The following is a 21,872-nucleotide window of genomic DNA, read 5'->3' as shown; positions in this document are numbered from 1 at the left end:
AGGAAGCAGCCATCAGCGAGAAGAGGACGACGTCATGCCTGTGCAGTTCCGAGGATCGATCAATGTCGATATTCGCGACTCCGAACCGGATTGGTCGCCGTTCGAACCGCCAAGGGCACCAGAAGGCGCGCCGAACGTCGTCTACATCGTCCTGGACGATGTCGGCTACTCGGCCCTGAGCTGCTACGGCGGCCCGATCGAGACGCCCAACATCGACGCGATCGCCGCTCGCGGGGTGCGCTTCACCCAGTGGCACACGACAGCGTTGTGCTCGCCGACCCGGTCGTGTCTGCTCACCGGCCGCAACCACACCCGCAACAGCATGGCGTGCATCACCGAGGCGGCGATCGGGTTCCCGAACGCGAGCGGGACGATCCCGCCGGAGAACGGCATGCTGTCGGAGATCCTCGGCGAGCGCGGCTGGAACACCTACATGGTGGGCAAGTGGCACCTGTGCCCGACCGACGAGATGAACCTCGCGTCGACCCGTCGCAACTGGCCGACCGGCCGCGGCTTCGAACGGTGGTACGGGTTCCTCGGCGCCGAGACGAACCAGTGGTATCCCGACCTGGTCTACGACAACCACCCGGTCGATCAGCCACGCTCGCCCGAGGACGGTTACCACTTCACCGACGACATCACCGACAAGGCCGTCGAGTTCATCAAGGACGCCAAGGCGATCGCTCCGGACAAGCCATTCTTCCTGTACTACGCACCCGGTGCCTGCCACGCGCCGCACCACGCGCCGAAGGAATGGATCGAGAAGTTCGCGGGCCGCTTCGACCAGGGGTACGAGGCGCTGCGGGAAGAGACCCTGGCGCGGCAGAAGAAACTCGGTCTGGTGCCGGACGACACCGAGCTGCCGCCGGTGAATCCGATCGGCACCCCCGAGTCGCGCAGCGGCCCGGACCACCAGCCCTTCCCGGCGCTGGACTACACCCGTCCATGGGACACGCTGAACGCCGACGAGCGGCGCCTCTTCGCCCGGATGGCCGAGGTGTACGCCGGATTCCTCGCCCACGCCGACCACCACATCGGCCGGTTGCTCAGCTACCTGGAGCAGACCGAGCAGCTGGACAACACCCTCGTCGTGGTCGTGTCCGACAACGGTGCGAGCGGCGAAGGCGGCGCGAACGGCTCGGTCAACGAGATGAAGTTCGCCAACGGGATCGCCGACGACCTGGCGGAGAACCTGGCCAAGCTCGACGACCTGGGTGGCACGAAGACGTACAACCATTACGCGAACGGCTGGGCGATGGCGTTCAACACGCCGTTCAAGATGTGGAAGCGGTACGAGTTCAGCGGTGGCACCTCGGACCCCTGCATCATCTCGTGGCCCGCGGGTGCGGCGGCGCGCGGAGAGCTCCGGCACCAGTACCACCACGCGATCGACATCGTCCCGACGATTCTCGACGTCCTGGGCGTCGAGGTCCCGGAGGCGATCAAGGGACACACCCAGTCCGCGATCGACGGGATCAGCATGCGGGCCAGCGTCGACGACGCGACCGCCGACTCCGGACGAAAGACGCAGTTCTACTCGATGCTGGGATCCCGCGCGATCTACCACGAGGGCTGGAAGGCGGTCACCACGCACCCGACCATCGCCGGCTGGGGCGACTTCAACTCCGACGAATGGGAGTTGTACCACGTCGACGTCGACCGGTCGGAGACCAGGAACCTCGCGGCGGAGCAGCCGGACAGACTGCGCGAACTGGTGAACCTCTGGTACTCCGAGGCCGGCCGGAACAAGGCCTTCCCACTCGACGACCGCTCCGCGGTGGAGATCCTCACCACACCCCGGCCCCAGCTGACCGCGGCGAAGGACCGCTACGTGTACTACCCGGACACTGCCCCGGTCTCGGAGTGGCAATCGGTCAACACCCGCAACCGCTCCTTCACGATCGGCGCGCTGGTCGACATCCCGGCCCCGGGCGCCGAAGGCGTGCTGTTCGCGATCGGCGCCAGGTTCGGCGGCCATGCGCTGTACGTGAAGGACAACCGGCTGCACTACGTGAACAGTTTCGTCGGCGCGATCGAACAGCAGATCGTCGGGACGAAGGACATCCCGACGGGTGAGAACCTGATCCTGTCCGCCTCGTTCGAGAAACAAGGGATGGATCCCGACGGCGCGACCGGCACCCTCTCGCTCTACCACGGCAAGGAGAAGGTCGGCGAGGGACGCATCAAGACCCAGCTCGGAGCCTTCGCCATCGCCGGCGCGGGTCTGTACGTCGGCAGGCACAGCGGCGAGCCGATCACCGACGACTACCCGGGTGCGCCGCCGCACCGCTTCGCCGGCGGCACGATCAACCGGGTGGCGGTCGACGTCAGCGGCGATCCGTACCTGGATCTCGAACGCGAAGCCGCGCTGATGCTGATGCGCGAGTAGGAGACGCCACTAGCCCTGCCGAAGCAGCCCTCAGCTCGCTGGGGGCTGCTTTCGGTCGAGCTGGGCGTCCAGGGTCATGGCTGCGTCGATCAGCGCGAGGTGGGTGAACGCCTGCGGGAAGTTGCCGATCTGCTCGCCGGTCAGGGCGATCTCCTCGGAGTACAGGCCGAGGTGGTTGGCATAGGTGAGCATCTTCTCGAAGGTGAGCCGTGCATCGTCGATCCGGCCGGCCTTGCCGAGCGCGTCGACGTACATGAACGTGCAGAGCGAGAACGTGCCCTCCGACCCGCGGAGTCCGTCCGGTGAGGCCTCCGGGTTGTAGCGGTAGACGAGGCTGTCGGTGACCAGTTCGGAGTCCATCGCCCGCAACGTCGACAGCCACATCGGATCCTGCGGTGCGACGAACCCCACCGTCGGCATGCGCAGCAGCGACGAGTCGAGCACCTTGCTGCCGTACTGCTGCACGAAGGCACGGCGTTCCGGGTCGAAGCCACGGGACATGACCTGCTCGTAGATGGCGTCCCGGGCACGGACCCACCGATCCAGCGGCCCGGGGCGGGACCGGTGGGTGGCGATCCGGATTGCCCGGTCGAACGCGGTCCAGCACATGACCCGGCCGTAGGTGAAATCCTTGCGTCCGCCCCGGGTCTCCCAGATGCCTTCCTCGGGCTGGTCCCAGTTGTCGGTCAGCCAGTCGAGCAGATCCCGGACCGCGATCCAGCCCTCGTGACCGATCGTCAGCCCGCGCTGGTCGCCGAAGTACATGCTGTCCAGCGCCTCGCCGTAGATGTCCAGCTGCAGCTGGCCGGCGGCACCGTTGCCGATGTGCACCGGGCGGGAGCCGCGATACCCCTCCCAGTGCTCGAGGGTCTCCTCAATGAGATCGGAGGAGCCGTCGACGCGATACATGATGTTCAGCGGTCCGCCGTCCCCGCCGACCTTCTCCTGCACGCGGTCCCGCAGCCAGCCGCTGAAGGCCGTGGCCTCCTCGGTGAACCCCATCCGCAGCAGGGCGTAGATGGAGAAGGACGCGTCCCGGACCCAGGTGTAGCGGTAGTCCCAGTTGCGCTCGCCGCCGATCTGCTCCGGCAGCGCGGTCGTCGGCGCGGCCACCAGGCCTCCGGTCGGCGCGTAGGTCATCAGCTTCAGCGTGATCGCCGACCGCTGGAGCATCTCGCGCCAGCGACCGGTGTAGGTGGACTGTGCCAACCAGGTCCGCCAGAACGCGGCCGTCTCGTCGAACAGCCGTTGTGCCTCGGCGACCCGGATCTCCCGTGGCGGGCCGTCGGCCGCCGTCTCGAGCATCAGGCCGCGCACCTGGCCGGCCTCGAGGGTGATCGAGAACTGGACATCGCCGGTGTCGTCCACCCGTGCCTGCCCGAGATGCTCGTCGTCGGGCTCCCTCACGATGTGGAAGGTCAGCGTCTCGCCGTCGCTCACGTAGACACCCCCGTGCTCGGTCGGGTGCCAAACATGGGGCTTGCGTCCGTAGTCGAACCGCGGCGCGATGTCCACGTCGAACGTCATCCGGCCACGGACGCAGCGCACCAGCCGCACGATCCGGTGGTTCAGGGTCGCGTGCGTACTGCTCGTCGCCGGCATGAAGTCGATCACCTCACCGACGCCGGCCTCGGTCAGGAACCTGGTGATCAGGATCGCCGTGTCCGGGAAGTACAGCTGCTTGGTCTCGAAGGTGCCGTGCGCCGGGCGGATCCGCAGGTGGCCGCCCTTCTCGTGATCCAGCAGCGCCCCGAACACACTCGGCGAGTCGAAGCGGGGTGCGCAGAACCAGTCGATCGAGCCGTCGGTGCTGACGAGGGCGGCGGTCTGCAGGTCCCCGATCAGGCCGTGATCGGCGATCAACGGGTAGTCCTTCATGGCAGCGCTCCTTGTGATTACCGACGCTCAGCCGGCCGGGCAGCTCTGTTTCAGCGTTGTGGCGAACGACGAAGCGGCGGTGCCGACTTGGGTGAGCGCCGTACGGATCGCCGGAGCCTTCTGCCTGAGGTTGTCCGCGGTCAGGCCACTGGCCGCGGTCTCCAACCCTGAGAACGCCGTCTTCACACCCTCTACAGCGGGCTGCAGTGCAGCCGATGCCGAGGCCACCGCGGCGTCCAGGCTGGTCTTGACGCCGGCCATCGCGGTGTTCAGCGCGGTGAGACCGTCCTGCAACGGCTGCACATTCCTGAGGGTGTCCAGCGACGACTTCAGAGCCGTCGCCGCAGCGCAGTCCGCCGTCGGCTCCCCCGTTGCCTGCGGCGCCGCACTCGGTGACGGAGCAGTCGTGCCCTGTGTCGAGCTGTCACTGCACGCCGTCGGTACGACGAGCAGGGCAACGGTCGCCAGCGCCGCGACGACGCATCGACGCACGTCGGTTCTCAGCATGGCTTTGCTCGCGACTACTTGGCGGCCTCCTTGACCTCCGTCGCACTGTCCGCGTCGACCTCGTGCTTGGTCACCTTGTCCGCATGCGACAGCGCCTTGTCGACATCGGGGACCCAGGTCTCTTCGAAGAGTGCCACGATGCCCGAACTGTTGAGCGGCAGGGTGTCCTCGAGGTCGGCCTTGATCGCCTTCTTCTCCCGGTGGGACTTGAGGCCACCGATACCGAGGCCCGCACCCGCACCGACCACGGCGCTCGCCAGCAGGCTGGGCGGGAAGATGAGGCCGAGCACCGCGCCTCCGACCGCGCCCCACGCCGCACCCTTCACCGCCGTGTGGAAATCGTCGTCGACGTTGATCTTGCCGTCCATGCCGCGGCTGACCAGGACCAGTCCGTCGACCTTGATCACATCGTCCGAAGCGGCTTGCTTGATGGCGTCCCAGTCGCCTTGCGCCGCCTCCGAGTTCGTGTACGCGGCGATGTACAGATCGACTGGGGCGTTCTTGTCAGATCCCACGGGTCTCTCCTCTGGATCGGGCGACCGCAACCGCGCGGTCCGACGTACCTGTCGTCCTCACCATTCCTCCGGCCCCGGCGGAAAGCCTCACCCCCGGCGGACTAGGTCCGCGGTGAGCGGTGCGCCGCCCTGGGTCGATTCACCCCGCGCGGATGATGCTCAGCGTCGGCCCCGCGCGCAACGATCCAAGTCGACCGAGTGCGCGAAAGGACAGACATGGGGTGTTTCTTCGCCTTGTTCGCCGGGATCTTTCCGCGCCTCGGCCTGTTGATCGTCTGGATAGCGCGCCCCAGGCTGGTGGACGCCGCCTTCGACTCGTGGATCTGGCCGCTGCTCGGCCTCATCTTCCTTCCGTTCGCGACGCTGATGTACGTCATCCTCTACACCGGCGGCGGCCTGAACGGCTTCGACTGGTTCTGGATCGTCCTCGCCGGGCTCCTCGACGTCGCGCACTGGGGCGCCGGCTGGACCCAGCGCCGCCAGGCCCCCGGCTACCCAGGTACTGCCCAGGCGTGAGGAGGCGCAGGCATGTCTGTCCCAGACTCCACCCTGTCCGGTGGTCCAGAGAGCAGCGTGCCCGCCGAGGCGCCCGAGACGAAGCGGCCATCGAGGGGGCGTTCGGCCGCGGTGATCGTCTGCCTGGTGCTGGCGGCGTTGCTGACGACGCCGGCGGCGATCGCGTACTGGGGACAACGCACGCTGAACGACACGACACGCTACGTGAACACGGTCGGCCCGCTGGTGGACTCGCCAGAGGTGCAGAACGCCATCGCCACGAAGGTCACCGACACGATCCAGGACCAGGTCGACATCGAGGCGCTCCTGAACGACGTGTTCGCCGGTGTCATCACCGACCGGCCGCGGCTGCAGCGACTGGTCGGACCGCTGTCCGGCGCGATCAACAGCCTGATCGACCGCCAGGTCCGGGAGTTCATCGCGTCGGACGCCTTCGCCGACCTCTGGACGGCCGCCAACACCAGAGCCCAGCAGACCCTCCAGCGCGTGCTGAAGGGTGATCAGACCGGCGCCGTCTCGCTGCAGGGTGACCAGATCGTCCTAGATGTCTCCCAGGTCATCGACCAGGTCAAGCAACGCCTGGTCGACCGGGGACTCACCATCCTGCAGAACGTGCCCATCCCCGACGTCGACAGGCAGATCGTGTTGGTGGAGGCACCTCAGGTGAAGCAACTCCGGACGATCTACGCGTTCGCGAACCCGGTGGCCCAGTGGCTGATCGTGGTGGTGGCGGCGCTCTATCTGCTCGCTCTGGTGCTCTCGCGCCGGCGTCCGCGGACGACGGTGATCATCGGGGCGCTGCTGGCGGGGAACGCGCTGCTGATCGCGCTGGCGCTGACCATCGGACGGCAGCTGTTCATCGACGCCTTGTCGGGTACGACGTTCGGTCCGGCGAGCGCGGTCTTCTACGACCAACTGCTGTCCTACCTCGAGCGTGGCCGGCAGGTGTTCTTCCGGCTGGGCCTGGTCATCATCGTGATCGGCTGGTTCGCGGGACCCAACAAGTCCGGCACTGCCGTCCGCAGTGCCATCCGCGACGGTTTGGAAGGTATCGGCGGAGCCCTGGCCGACGGCCCGGTCGGCAGCGCGGGCCGCTGGGTCGCGGTCAACGCCCGGTGGCTGCGTGTGGCCATCGGCTTCCTGGGCGCCGTCGTACTGCTGTGGGGCAACAACATCTCGACGTCCCGGCTGTTCTGGTCGCTCGCACTCGTGGCCTTGTTGCTGATCGTCGTGCAGGTCCTGGTCGGCGCCGGCCGGGCGGCGACGACCTCTCGCCCTGTCCCACCGGCCGAGGCCGAAGCCGTACCTGGAACCGCGAACTAGCGACGCATGAACATCGTCTGGGCCCTGGTGGTCACGGTCCTCGCGACTGCGGTCACCGTCACCGCAATGCTCTTCGTGCGCAGGCGGGCGCCGCAGGGCAGCTACTTCAGTGACGGTGACCGCGCCTCCGGTGTCTTCGGTGTGCTGGCCACCGGGTTCTCCGTGCTGCTCGGCTTCATCATCTTCTTGTCGTTCACGTCGTACGACCAGTCGCGGGCCGGCGCCGAGTCCGAGGCGACGATCGTGGCGCAGCAGCTCCAGACGGCGCAGTTCCTGCCCGGCAACGCCCGTACGGAGCTCAGCGGGGAGCTGACCTGCTACGCACGGTCCGTCGTCGGCGTCGAGTGGAACGCGTTGAACACCGGCACGCTCGGGAACTCCATCAATCCGTGGGGCGTGGAGATGTTTCGGACGATCTCGACCGCCGATCCACGCACCGCGGTCGAGCAGTCGGCGTACGACCGGTGGATGGACCAGACCGCTGACCGGGAACAGGCGCGCATCGACCGGGTGCACGGCGCGGAGGGGATCATCCCGACGCCCTTGTGGCTGGTCCTGTCGGTGATCTCCGCGGTGATCTTCGTGTACCTGCTGTTCTTCGCCGACCCGGCCGAGCGCGCGCTGACGCAGGCCGTCCTGATGGGCAGCGTGACGGTGGTGATCTCCCTCATGCTGTTCCTGCTGGTGTTCTTCGACCATCCGCACGGCGCCGGGGTGGGACGGCTGCAACCGACGGCGATGGAGCGAACCATCGGCCTGATCGACACCCAGGTCAAGCTGATCGGCCTCGACGTCACCCCTCCGTGTGACAACGACGGCAACCGCCGCTGACGAGCGGTGCTCCGCGACCCACGGACAGCGAGCAACTCTGTGCTCGCTCCTCCCCTGGGGATGATGCCGCGGCCGGGGTGCTGGGTCAGCCTGGTGCCATCTCCGCTGCGGCGGAACGTTCGATCACGACATGCACAAAGGAGTGAACGACAGTGGCACAAGGGGCTGCAGCATCGCAGTACGAAGGCGCGAGCGAGTCACACGAAGTCAGCGGCTGGGCGGTCGGCTTCACCCTGTTCGCCGGCGTCATGATGGTGATGGCCGGGGGCTTCCAGGCCTTCTCCGGTCTGGTGGCGCTCTTCGAGAACGAGTTCTACGTAGCCACCCGCAACTACCTGTTCCAGTTCGACGCGACCGCGTGGGGCTGGATCCACCTGCTGTTCGGCATCGCCGTGCTGCTGGCCGGTTTCGCGGTCATGGCGGGTCAGACGTGGGCGCGGGTCGTGGGCATCATCCTGGCCGTGCTGAGTGCGCTGGCCAACTTCACCTTCATCCCGTACTACCCGTTCTGGGCGCTGACCATCATCGCCATCGACATCTTCGTCATCTGGGCGCTGGCCGTCCACGGTCGCGATCTGCACGATGCCAGAGCCTGACGGCTGATCCAGAGGAGACCGAGATGGCTGAGAAAAGAGGCGGGGGCGTGCTGGCCGGCATCGTCGTGTTCGCCGGCTCGCTGCTCGTGGTGATCGGAATGGTCAACGTCTTCCAGGGCTTCATCGCCCTGTTCAACGACGAGCGGCTGGCCATGACGCGGAACAACCTCATCGTCGTGGACACGACCGGCTACGGCTGGGTGCTGCTCATCTCCGGGCTGCTGATGCTGGGCGTGGCCGCCGGCCTGCTCGCGGCGCAGACGTGGGCCAGGTTCGCGGCCATCGTGCTCGTGTGCCTGCACGCGGTGACGCAGATCGCCTGGCTCAGTGCGTACCCCGTCTGGTCGCTGCTGATGATCGCGCTGGACACCGTCGTACTGTTCGCACTCACCGTCCGGTGGTCCGACGTCCGCGAGCGGATCGGCGGGCAGGGCGGCGTGGACTGGAACGAGCAGGAAGAGATCCAGCTCTCAGCCACCAAGCAGCGAATCCCCCCGATGGCCTGAGGGACGGCGCGGCGCCCCAGCTGAGTCCTTGACTCAGCTGGCTCGGCGCCGCGCATCGTCGACGTACGGAAGCGGGTTGCCGGAGGCTCGTGCGCCGGAGGCGAGCCAGGCCGCGAGTCCCTCCGGAGAGCGCCGGTGGAGCTCGTCGAGGTACTGCTGACGCTTCTCGACGACGGACAGGCGCTCGGCGGCCGTCGGGGCGGTCTCCAGCAGGCGGAAGCTCCGGCGCCAGGCCAAGCACAACGCCTCGTCGCCGAGAGAACTGAGCTCCGGCGCCGGGGTGATGGCCGCAGGACCGTCGGCGAGCGGCGTCACGGAGTCGCGAGGTGTCGTCGGCTCCGGCCGTACGACGGGACGATCCCCCTTGGCCTTCCGTCGCGCCTGGACGAGCGAGGTGAGGGCCGGCGTCGTCAGTGCCAGGATCACCACGACCAGTACGCCGGCGACCTTGGCGACCGCGATCAGGCCCACGGCGGCCGGCGTCATCAGCCCGGCGCCGAGCGTGACCCGGACGACCCTGGCCACCGCGACCCGTCCGTCCCCTCCCCACATGGACGAGGCGACGACGGCTGTTGCCATCGCGACAACGACCACACTGATGACGACCCCGACCAGACCCCACGTGGCGATCGCGCAGACGAGCCCGATTGTGGTGGCCAGGTAGAGACACCACGAGCGGATCGTTCGGCTTGTGCTGCGGGATGTGCCGGGATCGGGTAGATCGGCGCCGGATGACCGCCTCAGCTCGCTCACGTTCTCAGTCCTTTGCCCCGGTTCTCGATCGCGTTCTTCCGCCATCGAGCTCAGCGTCAGCATGCACCGGCCCGACAGGTCCTCGCCTCCTCCTTCCAGGGTGAAACGAGTCCGGCGGTGGGACGTGTGGGCCCGCCTCACCCCTGCGGGGTGAGCTACTGCCGCCGGTCCTGGGGCAGCATGGGCAGGGTCGACGATTGTCGGTGTCATGCCGTCTCGAAATCTGCGGTGAAACCACCGCGCACCGTCCCGTCGACCACTCGTGGGGTCAATCGCCGGGAGGGGACATGCCGGGCGGTCAGCAGGCAGGGGACGGGCGCGGACGTCGCTTGGTCCCGATGCACAACCAGGAGCAGACGTCCCGGCCGGGACCGTCGGCGATCCCCTGGCGCACGGTGGTGCGCCAGCGTCTGCTGGACCTGGTGAGCCAAGGAGTACAGGGCCCGCTGACGCTTGTCAGTGCACCGGCAGGCTTCGGGAAGACGATTCTGCTGTTCTCGTGGGAGGCACTCGGCACCTGGGCCGGCCCGGTCAGGCACATCACTGTGGACGCCGCCGGCGAGCAGTCCATGGCTTCGCTGCAGTCCGCACTCGACGGCCTCCACCTGAGGGGTTCCGCTCTCGCCGAGGAGCCCGCACTGGTCCTGGTGGTCGACTGCGGCGACCTCACCCTCACGCCGGAGCTCTGGGACAGCGTCGATCGCCTCATCCGCGGTAATGCAAGCGTACGAATCATCCTGCTGACCCGCGCGGATCCGCCGCTGCCGCTGCATCGCTACCGGCTGGCGAACACCGTGACGGAGATTCGCGCCGCCGACCTGGCCTTCACGGTCGAGGAGGCCGCCGGCCTGATGCGGCACGAGAATGTCGAGCTGACGCCCGCCGAAGTGGCAGAACTCTGGGCACGAACGGACGGCTGGCCGGCGGGCCTGACGTTCGCGGCGATGAATCTGGCCGGGAAGGCCGACACCGCACAGGCCATCCGGGAGTTCCGGGGCGATGTGGGGAACGTGGCGGCGTTCCTGATGACCGAGGTACTGCAGACGCAGCCTGCCGCGCTGCGGGACTTCCTGCTCCGGACCTGCATCGTCGACCAGCTCTGGCCTGAGCTGGCCGAGGCGCTGACGGGTCGCTTCTGTGACCGCCGGTCGCTGGAGTTCCTGTCCCACGGGAACGCGTTCACCCAGCCGGTTCCCGGGACCGACGACTGCTACAGCTACCAGTCACTGTTCCGCGAGTTCCTCCGGGCCGAACTGTTGTTCGAGCGACCGGCTCTGGTTCCCGAGCTTCACCGCACGGCCGCCGACTGGTTCGCACAGAACGGGCAGCGGCTGACGGCGGTCCGCCACGCCATCACAGCCGGGCAGTGGGGCGATGCGGCACGGTATCTGGTGGAGGACTTCGACTTCGCGCAGCTCCTGGTCGGGCGCCAACGGCAGTTGCTGAAAGGGTTGGTCGCTGACCTTCCCGACGACCTCGAGGGAGCGGATGCCGCGGTGGTGCGGTCCGCTCGAGCACTCGCGGAGTTCGATGTCGACCTGTGTACGGCGGAACTGAGCAAGGCTCGCTGCAGCCTGGACCAGGGTGTCCCACCTCGGACCCCCGCTCACGAGCTGGCGATCACCGTGCTGCACGCGATCTGTGCAAGTCTTCAGGCCGATGTCACGACGGCGCTGGACGCCGTACTCGCCGCCGAAGCGGGCCTCGCTGCGTCGGTGGGATCGAGGGCCTCGCATCCGGAGCTGAGGCTACTCGTTGCCGGATGCAAAGGCCGGGTCCTCCTGCAGCGGGGAGACTTCCCTGGCGCCGCGGAGGCCTTCGCCGAGGCGATCGCCATTGCCGACGAGGCCGGTCTGCCCGAGGCGCTGGCGGAGGCCTTCGGGATGGCCGCGCTGGTGGAGGCGGTGTGGGGCCATCTGCGGCGGGCCGGCGAGCTCGCTGCACAAGCCACCGCGCCGGCGGAGTCCGGGGCTCGCCTGGATGAGCCACAGTCGGCGATCGTGGCCCGAGCCTGGGTGAGCGCCGACCAGGGTGGGCTCACGGCAGCCCGGGACCTGGTGCATCGCGCCGGGGCCGCCGTACCGACGTTCGATGTCCGGGTTCTCGGGGCGTTCGCGGCTCTGGTCCGGGCGAGAGTGCTGCGAGCCGGAGGAGATGCCGACCTGGCCCGTGCCGAGCTGAGGGCGGCCGGCAACAGCTATCGCGCCGGCGCCGACGACTGGCTCGGCCAGTTCCTGGTCGTGGACGAGGCGAAGATTCTGGTGGCTCAGCACCGGCCACATGACGCCATCGCGGTGATCGAGCATTCCCCCGGCCGCAACCAGGTCGAATCGATCCTGGTCCTGCAACGGGCGGCTACCGAGGCCGGTGTGCAGGGTCCTGCGCTGCCGTCTCCGGTCGCGCAGCGCGCAACCTCCCTCGAGACGCAGATCGACAGCTGGCTGGTTCGAGCCGCGGAGTCGATCAGAACCGGCGAGTCCGGCCGGAGCGACCTCCACGTGGAGCGCGCCTTGCGACTGGCCGCACCCGAGCACCTCCGCCGTCCGTTCTCGGACGCGCCGCGACCACTGCGCAAATTGCTTCAGCCGACCGGCGAACTGATGCGGCGTCACGCCTGGCTCCGCGCGCCGGGACCAGGACATGACGGTACGGCGGATCGATCGAGCCGGAGCCAGTACGAACTCGTCGTCACCATCACTTTGAGCAGCAAGGAGCACGAGGTGCTGGAATACCTCGCCGAGCTGCTGACCACCGAAGAGATCGCCAGCATCATGTACGTCTCGGTCAACACAGTCCGCAGTCACGTTCGGAGCATCCTGCGCAAGCTGAGTGCCTCCCGGCGCAACGAGGCCGTACGGCGAGCATGGGAGCTGGGTCTGCTCCCCCCACGCCCCGAGGCCTGAGGTGAGCCATCCGGTCGACGCCCGCGTCCCCGGGGCGTTCCGGCTTCCGCCGGTGCGGCTGCTGCGGGCCCAGCGCCGGCTTCGTGCCGGCCTCTTGGAGCTGCTGTTCGTGGGGATCGGACTCGCACTGGGACTCGCGCTGCCTCGGGTGACCGAAGGCCCGACCGTCGAGGGTGGCAAGGCGGCCCAACTGCTGTTCACTCTCGGGCTCGGAGTGGTCGGCGTGGTCACCATCGTCTTCTCACTGCTGTTCAGCGTGGTGCAGTGGTCGGCCAGCACCTTCTCGCCTCGACTGAGCATCTTCCGTGACGACCCGCTGGTCTGGCGGACCTTCGCCGTCACCCTCGGAGGATTCGTCTTCTGCATCACGGCGGGGACGGCCGGCGGCAGTGCCGACCGGGTGTCGCTGCTGGTGCCGATCACCGCCACCGTCGCGACGCTGACCGCCTTGGGACTGATCTGGGCACTGCAGATCCGAGCCTTCCGGTCGATGCAGCTGAGCCGGGTGCTCGCGGCATTGGCCGCCCGGGGCCGCGCCGTGATCGACGACCTGTACCCGAGCGCGTTCTCGGTACCTGCCGGCGTGCCCGTCACCCCGGCTCCGTCAGCCCCGCTCCGGATCGTCACCTGGACCGGGCCGCCGGCCGTACTCCAGCAACTCGACCTGCGCCGCTTGGTGCAAGCTGCCGCGCAGGCCGACGCGCTGGTGGTCTTCAGGGTCGGCGTCGGCAGCGCTCTCCAGGAAGGCTCGCCGCTGGCTGACATCCACCACGGCGAGCTCTCCGACGAGGTGGTGCGTGCGGCTGTTGTCCGTGGTGCAGAACGGTCCTTCGATCAGGACCCGATGCTGGCGATCCGGCTGTTGGCCGACATCGCACTGCGCGCACTCTCCCCGGCCGTCAACGACCCGGCCACGGCGGTCGACTCTCTTGACGCGACAGAGGGCTTGTTGCGCGTGTTGGCAGGTCGCAATCTCTGGGTGGGCGACATCGCCGACGGCGACGGCGTACCGCGAGTCCGGCTGGTGCTGCCGACCTGGGAGGACTATCTGCGGACCGCGGTCGAGGATCTGTTGCCTGTCGCAACAGGTATCCCGATGGTTCTCGAGCGCATCCAGGTTATGCTGACCAATCTCGTCGAGACGTCCCCGGCGCCGCGGCACGCAGCTCTCCTCCAGCTCGCTTCTCGAGTCTGCGCACTGCTCGCGGCGTGCCGATACGAACCCCTCTCGACGGAGGCGGGGCGGTGACAGAGGGCACGTTCGCGGCCCTCGCGCTTCTCGTCCTCGGGTGGGCAGTGGTCTCGGATCTCCTGGCCCGCTTGAACATCACCGGTCCGCTGGTGTTCGCGGTCGCCGGCTATGCATTGGGGAACCCTGACTGGGGCCCGCTCTCCGTCGACGTCGAGGCCCCGTCCGTCCATCTGCTCGCGGAGCTGACGCTGGCACTCCTGTTGTTCGCCGATGCGGCCAGAGTCAACGTCTCACGGCTGAAAGAAGACATTCGCCTGCCCGGCCGCCTGCTGGCGCTCGGCCTTCCGCTGTCCGTGATTCTGGGCGCTCTCCTGGCCGCCTGGTTCTTCGACGATTTCACCTGGGCACTCGCGGGCTTCGTCGGCGCCACGCTCGCTCCGACCGACGCTGCTCTCAGCGCCCAGGTGATCAACGATCGCCTCATCCCCGTGCGCCTGCGTCGTGCGCTCAACGTGGAAAGTGGACTCAACGACGGCATCGTCACACCCGTCGTCACGTTCACGCTCGCAATCGCCGCCGGCCAACTCGGGATCGAAAGCCACGACGGCGCCGCCGACCACGGCGGTGGCGCGCTGCTCGAACTCGCCGTCGGTCTCATCGCCGGCCTTGCGGTCGGGACAGTGGGTGCCTGGCTCTTGACGGTCGGCTCACGGCGGCACTGGATGACGACAGGCGCGCGGCGGCTGGGAACGCTAGCGGCCGCACTCAGCAGCTTCGCCCTCGCCGTCACGTTCGACGGCAACGGATTCATCGCGGCGTTCGTGGCCGGCATCGCCTTCAGAGCAACGCTCGACGAGCAGACGATCGACGCGGACACCGCCGTCGAACTACCGGAGTTGCTCGGTGAGGTGCTGGCCTTCGCCGTCTGGTTCGCCTTCGGAGCCGCGCTGGTGCCGATCGCCCTTCACAACTTCGACCTCACGCTTCTGGCGTACGCCGTACTGAGTCTGACTGTGGTCCGGATCGTTCCGGTCGCCCTGTCCCTGCTGGGCGCGGGTCTGGACCGCAGGACCGTTGGGTTCGTGGGATGGTTCGGGCCGCGCGGCCTCGCATCGGTCGTGTTCGCGTTGCTGGCAGTCGAGCAGCTCGGCGAGGTCCCCGTGGTCGAGCGGGTCGTCGCGGTCGTTGCGCTGACTGTGTTCCTGAGCGTCGTACTCCACGGTGTCACGGCCGGTCCGCTCGGACGCCGCTATGTGCACCTCGAGCAGGCCGACGAGGACCAGCGCGGCGGACCCCGATCACGCCGTACGACGAGAGGTCTCCGCAGCCCCGACGCCCTTCGCAGCGACCAGCCGTGACTACGACACGGGCCGGGTGTCGGGTGCGCCTGTGGCGGGTTATAGTCGGCCTGCTGGAATCCGGTTACCAGCATGCCGCTTGCGAAGCAGAAAGTCTGAAAACATGGGCTTCCCGCCCGGCGACGGAACTGATCGGCCGCGGAGCGACGACCCCGAGACGGCCGCGCTCAGAGAGCAGGCCACCGGCATACTGGCCGAGTATCACCAGATCGAGCTGGCCGAGGCAGGCATGCTGCTGATCGTGCTGGCCGAGTATCTTGACTGCTCGGTGGACGCATTGGCCGCCGAGGTACTGCGCACGGCAGTCGCACGCGACGAACCGCCTCAGTCCGGCGACTTCTCTCCGGAACGAAGCGGCACAGCGGAATAGCACCCCCGGATCGTCCGGCCGGGATGAGGTCGCGGCGGTCGCCGGTCCCTAGGCTCGACAGCGCCGGGACAGGATGAGGCCCCCTTCTGGACAAGGCTCGTCCGGACAAGGCTCGTCTGGATTAGGCTCGTCTGAAGGAGGCGACCCGACGTGGGCGCACATCCCGTACGCCGTTGGCTGCGGTCGGAGCGGCCGAACGTGCGCGCCGATGTGGTCGCCGGGTTGCCGGGCGCGATCAGCAGTGTGCCGGACGGGATGGCAGCCGCGGTACTCGTCGGCGTGAACCCGATCCACGGCCTGTATGCGTGTTTCGCCGGTCCGGTCGCAGGAGGGCTGGCGTCGAGCACGCGGCTGATGGTGATCACCACGACCACGGCGGCAGCGTTGGCGGCCGGGTCGGCATTGTCGGGGGTGGACCCCGCGGACCGGCCGGATGCCTTGATCCTGTTGACGCTCATTGCCGGTGTGGCGATGATCCTGGCGGGGATCGCGAAGCTCGGGCGGTACACGCGGTTCGTGTCGTACTCCGTCATGATCGGCTTCCTGACCGGGATCTCGGTCAACATCTTCTGCGGCCAGATCTCCGCCCTGACCGGCGCGGAGGCCAGTGGCGGATTCGCGCTGGCCAAGGCGGTCGACGTCGTGATCCATCCGTCGCGGATCGACATCCCGTCCCTGCTGACGGGCCTGGCGGCGCTCGGCATCCTGGCCGGCCTGTCCCGGACCCGGCTGGCTCCGGTCGGCGCATTGGTCGCGCTGGTCGTGCCGACCGCGGTGGTGATCCTCGCCGGTGCCGATTCGGTGGCACGGGTGGAGGATGTCGGGGAGATTCCGCCCGGTATTCCGGTGCCGGACCTGCCGAACCTCAGCCTGCTGTCGTTCTCGCTGGTGACCGGTGCGCTGGCGGTCGCGGCCATCGTCCTCGTCCAGGGCAGTGGGGTCGCCGAGGCCGCACCCAACCGGGACGGAACCGTCTCGAACGCGAACCAGGACTTCATCGCCCAGGGCGTGGGCAATCTCGCGGCCGGCTTCTTCCGCGGTCAACCGGTCGGCGGTTCGGTCGGCCAGACCGCTCTGAACCAGGCCGTCGGCGGCCGCACCCGATGGGCTCCGATCTGTGCAGGTCTGTGGATGCTGGTGATCCTCGCGGCCTTCTCCGGCGTGGTCGGAGTCGTCGCGATGCCGACGCTGGCCGCCGTACTCATCTTCGCGGCCATCGGTTCGCTCCGGCTGGGTGAGCTGAAGACGATCATGCGCACCGGCCCGACCTCACAGATCGCGATCGTCTCGACGTTCCTCGCGACCCTGTTCCTCCCGATCGCCGCCGCCGTCGGGCTCGGCGTCACCTTGTCGCTGCTGCTGCAACTCAACCAGGAGGCGATGGATCTCAAGGTCGTCGAACTGAAGCCCGCCGGCGAAGGCCGGTGGACCGAGCACCCGGCCCCCAAGCAGCTGCCGAGCCATCAGACGATCGTGCTCGACGTGTACGGCAGCCTGCTGTACGCCGGATCACGCACCCTCGGCGCCAAGTTGCCCGATCCGGCCGGCTCCGAAGCACCCGCCGTCATACTCCGGCTCCGTGGCCGGACGTCCGTCGGCGCGACGTTCGTCAAGGTCCTGGCCGACTACGCCGCCGCCCTGCACACCGTAGGCGGCCGCCTCTACCTCAGCGGCGTTGACCATGGCCTGGCCGAACTGCTACGCCGTACCGACCGCGTCGACGTGTCCGGCCCGGTCACCGTCTTCGAGGCCAGCGAACTGGTCGGCGAATCCACCGAAAAGGCCCTCCACGAAGCCGAAACCTGGTCAGTTGCCCACCGCACCAACACCCCCGATCAGTGAGCATCGAGAGGGTTGCCGGCGATTCTGGTGGTGAGGCCGGACTGGATGGCGCGGGCGGCGGAGCTGGTGGGCTTTCGGGCGGCTTGGGCCTGGAAGCAGGTGAGGAACTCGGGGGTGAGGTCGAGGCGGGGGTATTGCTGGAGTACTTCGGCGCGGAAGGCGGGAGTGAAGTCGTCGATGTTCTTTCCGACGATGTCCACGGCTGCGGCGCGCGACATCAGGTGGCCTTCGGGGTCGTCGGCCGGGTCGACGTCGGGCCACATGTGCCTGACGATGACTTCGGCGAGGCGGTCGCGGCGTTCGCTCGGCCAACCGGCGCCCGCGGCGAACACCCAGGCGACGTGGCCGCTGGCCTCCTCGAAGGAGACGGTGTGGCTGTCGAACTCCGGGCCAAGGCTGATGTCGTGGAACATCGCGGCCGCGAACAACAACTCAGCGTCGTACTCGATGCCCTGCTGGGTGCCGTACGTAGCGGCCCACACGTAGACGCGGTGCGAATGGCTCAGCATGGCTGGTGACAGATACGCGGAGGCGACCTCCAAAGCCGCCGATGACGCGGCCGTATCAGGAATGATCATGCTTCGACGGTACGGCGGGAGAGGCCCGCACCACTGGTCCACTCCGGCACCACGCTCATGGGCCATCCACCGCAGAAACGGCCCATCACCTACGCCGTCAAATGGCCCACCGATGGCAGACCGAGAGCGCGTACGGTCGATGTCGGACCATCACAACGACTACCGCAAGGATCGTCATGCGTGCCATCACAGCCCAGGACCGCGCGGCCGGCGTCGGCGGACTGACCCTGACCGATCTCCCCCATCCGCACGCTGCGGAGAACGACGTCATCGTGCAGGTGCACGCCGCCGGCTTCACCCGTGGCGAGCTGGACTGGCCAGGGACGTGGACCGACCGCGCCGGTCACGACCGCACGCCAACGGTCCCCGGCCACGAACTGTCGGGTGTCGTCGCCGAACTCGGCTACGGCACCACCGGGCTGACGGTCGGCCAGCGGGTCTTCGGACTGACTGACTGGAGCCGCAACGGCACCCTCGCGGAGTACACCGCCGTGGAGGCCCGCAATCTGGCGCCGCTCCCCACAAACGTCGACCACGTCACCGCGGCTGCTCTCCCGATCTCCGGTCTGACGGCTTGGCAGGCGCTGTTCGACCACGCCCAGCTGAAAGCCGGCCAAACCGTCCTCATTCACGGAGTCGGTGGCGCCGTCGGCTCCGTCGCGGCACAGCTGGCCCGCGATGCAGGTGCCCACATCATCGGCACCGGCCGCCACTCCGACCAGACCATGGCCTCCGATCTCGGCGTTCACGCCTTCCTCGACCTCGATGGCGAACGCCTCGAGGACACCGGCGCGGTCGACGTCGTACTGGATGTGATCGGCGGCGACATCCGCGACCGCTCCACCGCGCTGCTGCGCCCCGGCGGCACCCTCGTCACCATCGCCGATCCACCCAGCATCCATCCGCAGGACGGCCGGGCCATCTTCTTCGTCGTCGAGCCCCACCGCGAACAGCTGGCCCAACTGGCCACCCGCCTCCATGAGGGCCGGCTCGTCCCCCTCGTCAGCGCCGTCCGTCCTCTGGCCGACGCTCCCAAGGCCTTCACCGAACGCGGCCGAACGATCATCCAGGTGACCACGGACTGATCCGACGGTTTGTCGGAGCGCGCCGGTAATGTCCTGCCCGTGGACGTTGGGGAGCGTATTCAGGAACTTGCCGATCAGATCGTCGTACTGCGGGACGCCTACTACCGCGGATCGCCGTCGGTGGCCGACGCGGAGTACGACGCGATCGAGGACGAGCTGCGGACACTGATCGACGCCAACCCGGAGCTGGCGCCCGACCCGAACCCGCTGGACCAGGTGGGTGCGCCCGCGATCCTGCACGCGCCGATCCGGCACTCGCGGCCGATGCTCTCGCTGGAGAAGGCGACCCGGCCCGAACAGGTCGAGGCCTTCTTCAGCCGCTTCCCCGGCCAGTCGGTGGTGGTCATGCCGAAGCTGGACGGCCTGTCCCTGGCCCTCGTCTATGAGAACGGGCGCCTGGCGCGAGCGATCACCCGCGGCGACGGGACGACCGGCGACGACGTGACTCCGCTCGTGCGGGCTCTCGCGGACGGCGTCCCGGACCGGCTCGACGTACAGGACCGCACGGAGGTCCGCGGTGAGGCGGTCATGTTGCGCTCGACCTTCACCGCCTACAACACCGCCCACCCCGACAAACCCCTGATCAATCCGAGAAACGCCGCCGCCGGCACTCTCCGCGCCAAGGACCCGGCCACCGTCGCCGAACGACGCCTGCAGTTCCTCGCCTTCGACCTGCTCAGCGACTCCAACGACGCCGATGCCGATCTCGAGAGCGCACTGCAGACGATGGGATTCACCGTCGCCGACATGCGGCACTGCGACGACGCACCTGCCGCGCAGGCGGTGATCGCCACGATCGAGGAGCAACGCAACGAGCTCGACTACGACCTGGACGGCGCCGTACTGCGGTTGGCCGATCGCGACGCCTTCGCCGCGGCCGGCACCCGTTCGAGCTCGCCCCGTGGCGCTCTGGCATACAAGTTCGCCGCCGAGGAGAAGACCACCGTGCTGGCTGACGTGGTCTGGGACGTCGGCAAGACCGGTAAGATCGCGCCGGTCGCCTGGCTGGAGCCCGTCTTCGTCGGCGGTACGACGGTCACCCGCGCGACGCTGGCCAACCAGGAAGTCATCCGCGCCCGCGGCATCAAGATCGGCGACACGGTCCTGGTGCGCCGTGCCGGTGACGTGATCCCGTTCGTCGCCGGCGTACTCGACGAGTCCAAGCGCACCGGCGCGGAGCGGGATATCGTGCCGCCGTCCGTGTGCCCGTCGTGTGAGCAGCCCCTGATCGAGCAGGGCAACAGCCGCGAGCTGTTCTGCACCAACGTCGCTTGCCCCGCCCAGACGGTACGGCGGTTGATCCACTGGGCGTCCCGCGCGGCCGCCGACATTGACGCCATCGGCGGGGTCTGGATCGAGCGACTGGCCGAGGCCGGGATCCTCGAACACCCGTCGGACTTCTACCAGCTGACCGCTGAGCGGCTGCTGGAGTTCGACCGCATCGGCGACATCTCGGCCGCTCGCATGATCGAGTCGATCGACGCCAGCCGCCAGGTCGGCTTGCGCCGGGCCATGATCGGCCTCGCGATCCCGATGGCGTCCGAAGGCACGGCGGCCAGGCTGTGCCGCGCCGGATTCGCTTCCCTGGAAGAAGTTGCCGACGCAGGCGTCGACGGGCTGGTCGCCGTCGACGACATCGGTCCGAAGGTCGCTGCCTCGCTGAGCGAGCACCTCATCCGGTTGCGACCCGAGCTCGAGCGGCTCCGCGCGGCCGGCGTCTCGCTCGACGTACGCGAAGAGGATCTCCCACCGGTCGTCGCAGCCGGCGCGCCGCTGGCGGGCAAGACAGTGGTCGTCACCGGTTCCATCAGCGACCCGCGCTCCGGCGAGAAGGTCGCCCGCCCGGCCTTCCAGCGACTCTGCGAGAAGGCCGGCGCCACCATCGCCTCCTCGGTCTCGGCCAGCACCGACTTCCTCATCACCGGCGCCGACGTCGGCGCCGCCAAGCTCACCAAGGCCGAAAAACTCGGCGTCACCGTCGTCGACCAATCCGAGATCTGGCAACAACTCCAAGCCGCCGACCTCCTCAACCGCTGACCCCGAGAGACGACGTCAGTGAGAGAGCTCTAATGCTCGCTTAAGGTTCGGCGCGTACTTCCGTTGCTAGCTTCCGATCACCATCGGCAGAGACGGAAGACCGTGCGGACCACCATGCAGCTATCGAAGCCCCATGACGTGATCACTGCTCCAGTGGTTGCTCGGGTGGATGCCCGCTACGCGGTCGGGCGGGTGCTGTTCACGATCTGTGCGGCGATCATGACGCTGCACCTCGTGGCGGTCACGGTGCGGATCCTCCTGCGTCCGGGCGGCGGCGGACCGGCGGATGTGCTGAGCCTGCTGAATGCCGCACAGGAACGCTCGCTGGCGAGTTGGTGGACGTCGGCGCTGTTGGTGACTTGCTGCCTGGTGGCCGTCGCCGTTGCCCGACTGGCCGGGGCCGAGACTCGCACCGGTCTGGCCAAGCGACCCTGGATGGTGCTGGCCGTGGTGTTCGCGCTGCTGTCCATCGATGAGGTTGTCTCGCTGCACGAACGCGGCGCCAAGTGGACCGAGGCCGGCGCCCGATACCTGTGGCGGCATCTGGCGATGGCGGTCGAGGAGGCCGCGGAGATGGTCGGCGTGGTGATCGTTCTGCTCGGCGTCCTGAGCGCAGTGCGAGTACGCCGCTCCGACAGCCACCTGACCGTGGCCTACGAAGACGACAACTGACCCCTCCCCCAATGCCGCTCA

Annotated in this window: 19 protein-coding genes; 14 read left to right on the top strand and 5 right to left on the bottom strand. The window is 68.2% G+C overall.

Going from position 1 to position 21,872, the window contains the following annotated elements:
- The first annotated feature begins 34 nt into the window (after positions 1-34).
- Entirely contained in the window at positions 35-2,389 is a 2,355-nt protein-coding gene (locus tag E0H73_RS13070) for an arylsulfatase (RefSeq protein WP_131354334.1), read from the top strand.
- Positions 2,390-2,419: 30 nt separating this feature from the next.
- On the opposite strand, the gene E0H73_RS13065 is transcribed toward E0H73_RS13070, so the two are convergent.
- The 3 genes from E0H73_RS13065 to E0H73_RS13055 are packed head-to-tail and all read right to left on the bottom strand — an operon-like array spanning position 2,420 to position 5,289.
- Positions 2,420-4,267, bottom strand: a complete 1,848-nt coding sequence (locus E0H73_RS13065; protein WP_131354329.1) for a glycoside hydrolase family 15 protein — start codon at positions 4,265-4,267, stop codon at positions 2,420-2,422.
- A gap of 27 nt (positions 4,268-4,294) precedes the next feature.
- On the bottom strand, positions 4,295-4,774 hold the full coding sequence (locus E0H73_RS13060; protein ID WP_131354326.1) for a hypothetical protein: 480 nt from the start codon (positions 4,772-4,774) through the stop codon (positions 4,295-4,297).
- A 14-nt stretch (positions 4,775-4,788) separates the two neighbouring features.
- Positions 4,789-5,289 carry a DUF1269 domain-containing protein gene (locus tag E0H73_RS13055; RefSeq protein WP_131354323.1) on the bottom strand — a complete coding sequence of 167 codons (501 nt, stop codon included), beginning with the start codon at positions 5,287-5,289 and terminating at the stop codon, positions 4,789-4,791.
- A gap of 216 nt (positions 5,290-5,505) precedes the next feature.
- On the opposite strand from E0H73_RS13055, the gene E0H73_RS13050 reads away from it, so the two are divergent.
- The 5 genes from E0H73_RS13050 (at position 5,506) to E0H73_RS13030 (ending at position 9,061) form a co-directional block, all read left to right on the top strand.
- Complete coding sequence (locus tag E0H73_RS13050; protein ID WP_131354320.1) at positions 5,506-5,805, top strand: hypothetical protein; 300 nt, start codon at positions 5,506-5,508, stop codon at positions 5,803-5,805.
- A gap of 12 nt (positions 5,806-5,817) precedes the next feature.
- Complete coding sequence (locus tag E0H73_RS13045; RefSeq protein WP_131354317.1) at positions 5,818-7,128, top strand: hypothetical protein; 1,311 nt, start codon at positions 5,818-5,820, stop codon at positions 7,126-7,128.
- 6 nt (positions 7,129-7,134) lie between these two features.
- Positions 7,135-7,959 (top strand): bestrophin-like domain, encoded by an 825-nt coding sequence (locus E0H73_RS13040; protein ID WP_131354315.1) that lies wholly within the window; start codon positions 7,135-7,137, stop codon positions 7,957-7,959.
- Positions 7,960-8,111: 152 nt separating this feature from the next.
- Positions 8,112-8,555 carry a DUF7144 family membrane protein gene (locus E0H73_RS13035; RefSeq protein WP_131354313.1) on the top strand — a complete coding sequence of 148 codons (444 nt, stop codon included), beginning with the start codon at positions 8,112-8,114 and terminating at the stop codon, positions 8,553-8,555.
- Between the two features lie 23 nt (positions 8,556-8,578).
- The gene (locus E0H73_RS13030; RefSeq protein WP_131354311.1) at positions 8,579-9,061 is read left to right on the top strand and encodes a DUF7144 family membrane protein; all 483 of its coding nucleotides are present in this window, start codon (positions 8,579-8,581) and stop codon (positions 9,059-9,061) included.
- 33 nt (positions 9,062-9,094) lie between these two features.
- Here E0H73_RS13030 and E0H73_RS13025 read toward each other — a convergent pair whose 3' ends face one another.
- On the bottom strand, positions 9,095-9,814 hold the full coding sequence (locus tag E0H73_RS13025; RefSeq protein WP_131354309.1) for a hypothetical protein: 720 nt from the start codon (positions 9,812-9,814) through the stop codon (positions 9,095-9,097).
- A gap of 338 nt (positions 9,815-10,152) precedes the next feature.
- On the opposite strand from E0H73_RS13025, the gene E0H73_RS13020 reads away from it, so the two are divergent.
- The 5 genes from E0H73_RS13020 to E0H73_RS13000 all read left to right on the top strand — a co-directional run bounded on the left by E0H73_RS13020 (position 10,153) and on the right by E0H73_RS13000 (position 17,479).
- A complete protein-coding gene (locus E0H73_RS13020) occupies positions 10,153-12,717 on the top strand; it encodes a winged helix-turn-helix domain-containing protein (RefSeq protein ID WP_131354307.1) in 2,565 nt (854 codons plus the stop codon).
- A gap of 1 nt (position 12,718) precedes the next feature.
- Entirely contained in the window at positions 12,719-13,966 is a 1,248-nt protein-coding gene (locus E0H73_RS13015; protein ID WP_165555627.1) for a DUF2254 family protein, read from the top strand.
- Positions 13,963-15,267: a cation:proton antiporter domain-containing protein gene (locus E0H73_RS13010; protein WP_165555625.1), complete on the top strand. Its 1,305-nt coding sequence runs from the start codon at positions 13,963-13,965 to the stop codon at positions 15,265-15,267. Before E0H73_RS13015 ends, E0H73_RS13010 begins: the two co-directional genes overlap by 4 nt.
- A 103-nt stretch (positions 15,268-15,370) precedes the next feature.
- The gene (locus E0H73_RS13005; protein WP_131354301.1) at positions 15,371-15,637 is read left to right on the top strand and encodes a hypothetical protein; all 267 of its coding nucleotides are present in this window, start codon (positions 15,371-15,373) and stop codon (positions 15,635-15,637) included.
- 150 nt (positions 15,638-15,787) lie between these two features.
- On the top strand, positions 15,788-17,479 hold the full coding sequence (locus E0H73_RS13000) for a SulP family inorganic anion transporter (protein WP_131354299.1): 1,692 nt from the start codon (positions 15,788-15,790) through the stop codon (positions 17,477-17,479).
- Here the strand turns inward: E0H73_RS13000 and E0H73_RS12995 are convergent.
- Complete coding sequence (locus tag E0H73_RS12995; protein ID WP_131354297.1) at positions 17,473-18,057, bottom strand: HD domain-containing protein; 585 nt, start codon at positions 18,055-18,057, stop codon at positions 17,473-17,475. The genes E0H73_RS13000 and E0H73_RS12995 overlap by 7 nt on opposite strands.
- 176 nt (positions 18,058-18,233) lie before the next feature.
- On the opposite strand from E0H73_RS12995, the gene E0H73_RS12990 reads away from it, so the two are divergent.
- The 3 genes from E0H73_RS12990 (at position 18,234) to E0H73_RS12980 (ending at position 21,851) form a co-directional block, all read left to right on the top strand.
- Positions 18,234-19,142 (top strand): NADP-dependent oxidoreductase, encoded by a 909-nt coding sequence (locus tag E0H73_RS12990; RefSeq protein WP_131354295.1) that lies wholly within the window; start codon positions 18,234-18,236, stop codon positions 19,140-19,142.
- Between the two features lie 39 nt (positions 19,143-19,181).
- Positions 19,182-21,179 (top strand): NAD-dependent DNA ligase LigA, encoded by a 1,998-nt coding sequence (ligA, locus tag E0H73_RS12985; RefSeq protein WP_131354293.1) that lies wholly within the window; start codon positions 19,182-19,184, stop codon positions 21,177-21,179.
- Positions 21,180-21,317: 138 nt separating this feature from the next.
- The gene (locus E0H73_RS12980; RefSeq protein WP_131354291.1) at positions 21,318-21,851 is read left to right on the top strand and encodes a hypothetical protein; all 534 of its coding nucleotides are present in this window, start codon (positions 21,318-21,320) and stop codon (positions 21,849-21,851) included.
- Positions 21,852-21,872: the final 21 nt, after the last annotated feature.

The sequence above is a fragment of the Kribbella pittospori genome, from assembly GCF_004331465.1.
GTDB classification, from domain to species: Bacteria; Actinomycetota; Actinomycetes; order Propionibacteriales; family Kribbellaceae; genus Kribbella; species Kribbella pittospori.
The sequence above is the reverse complement of the archived record's forward strand: the minus strand, read 5'-3'. Positions and strand labels throughout refer to the sequence as shown.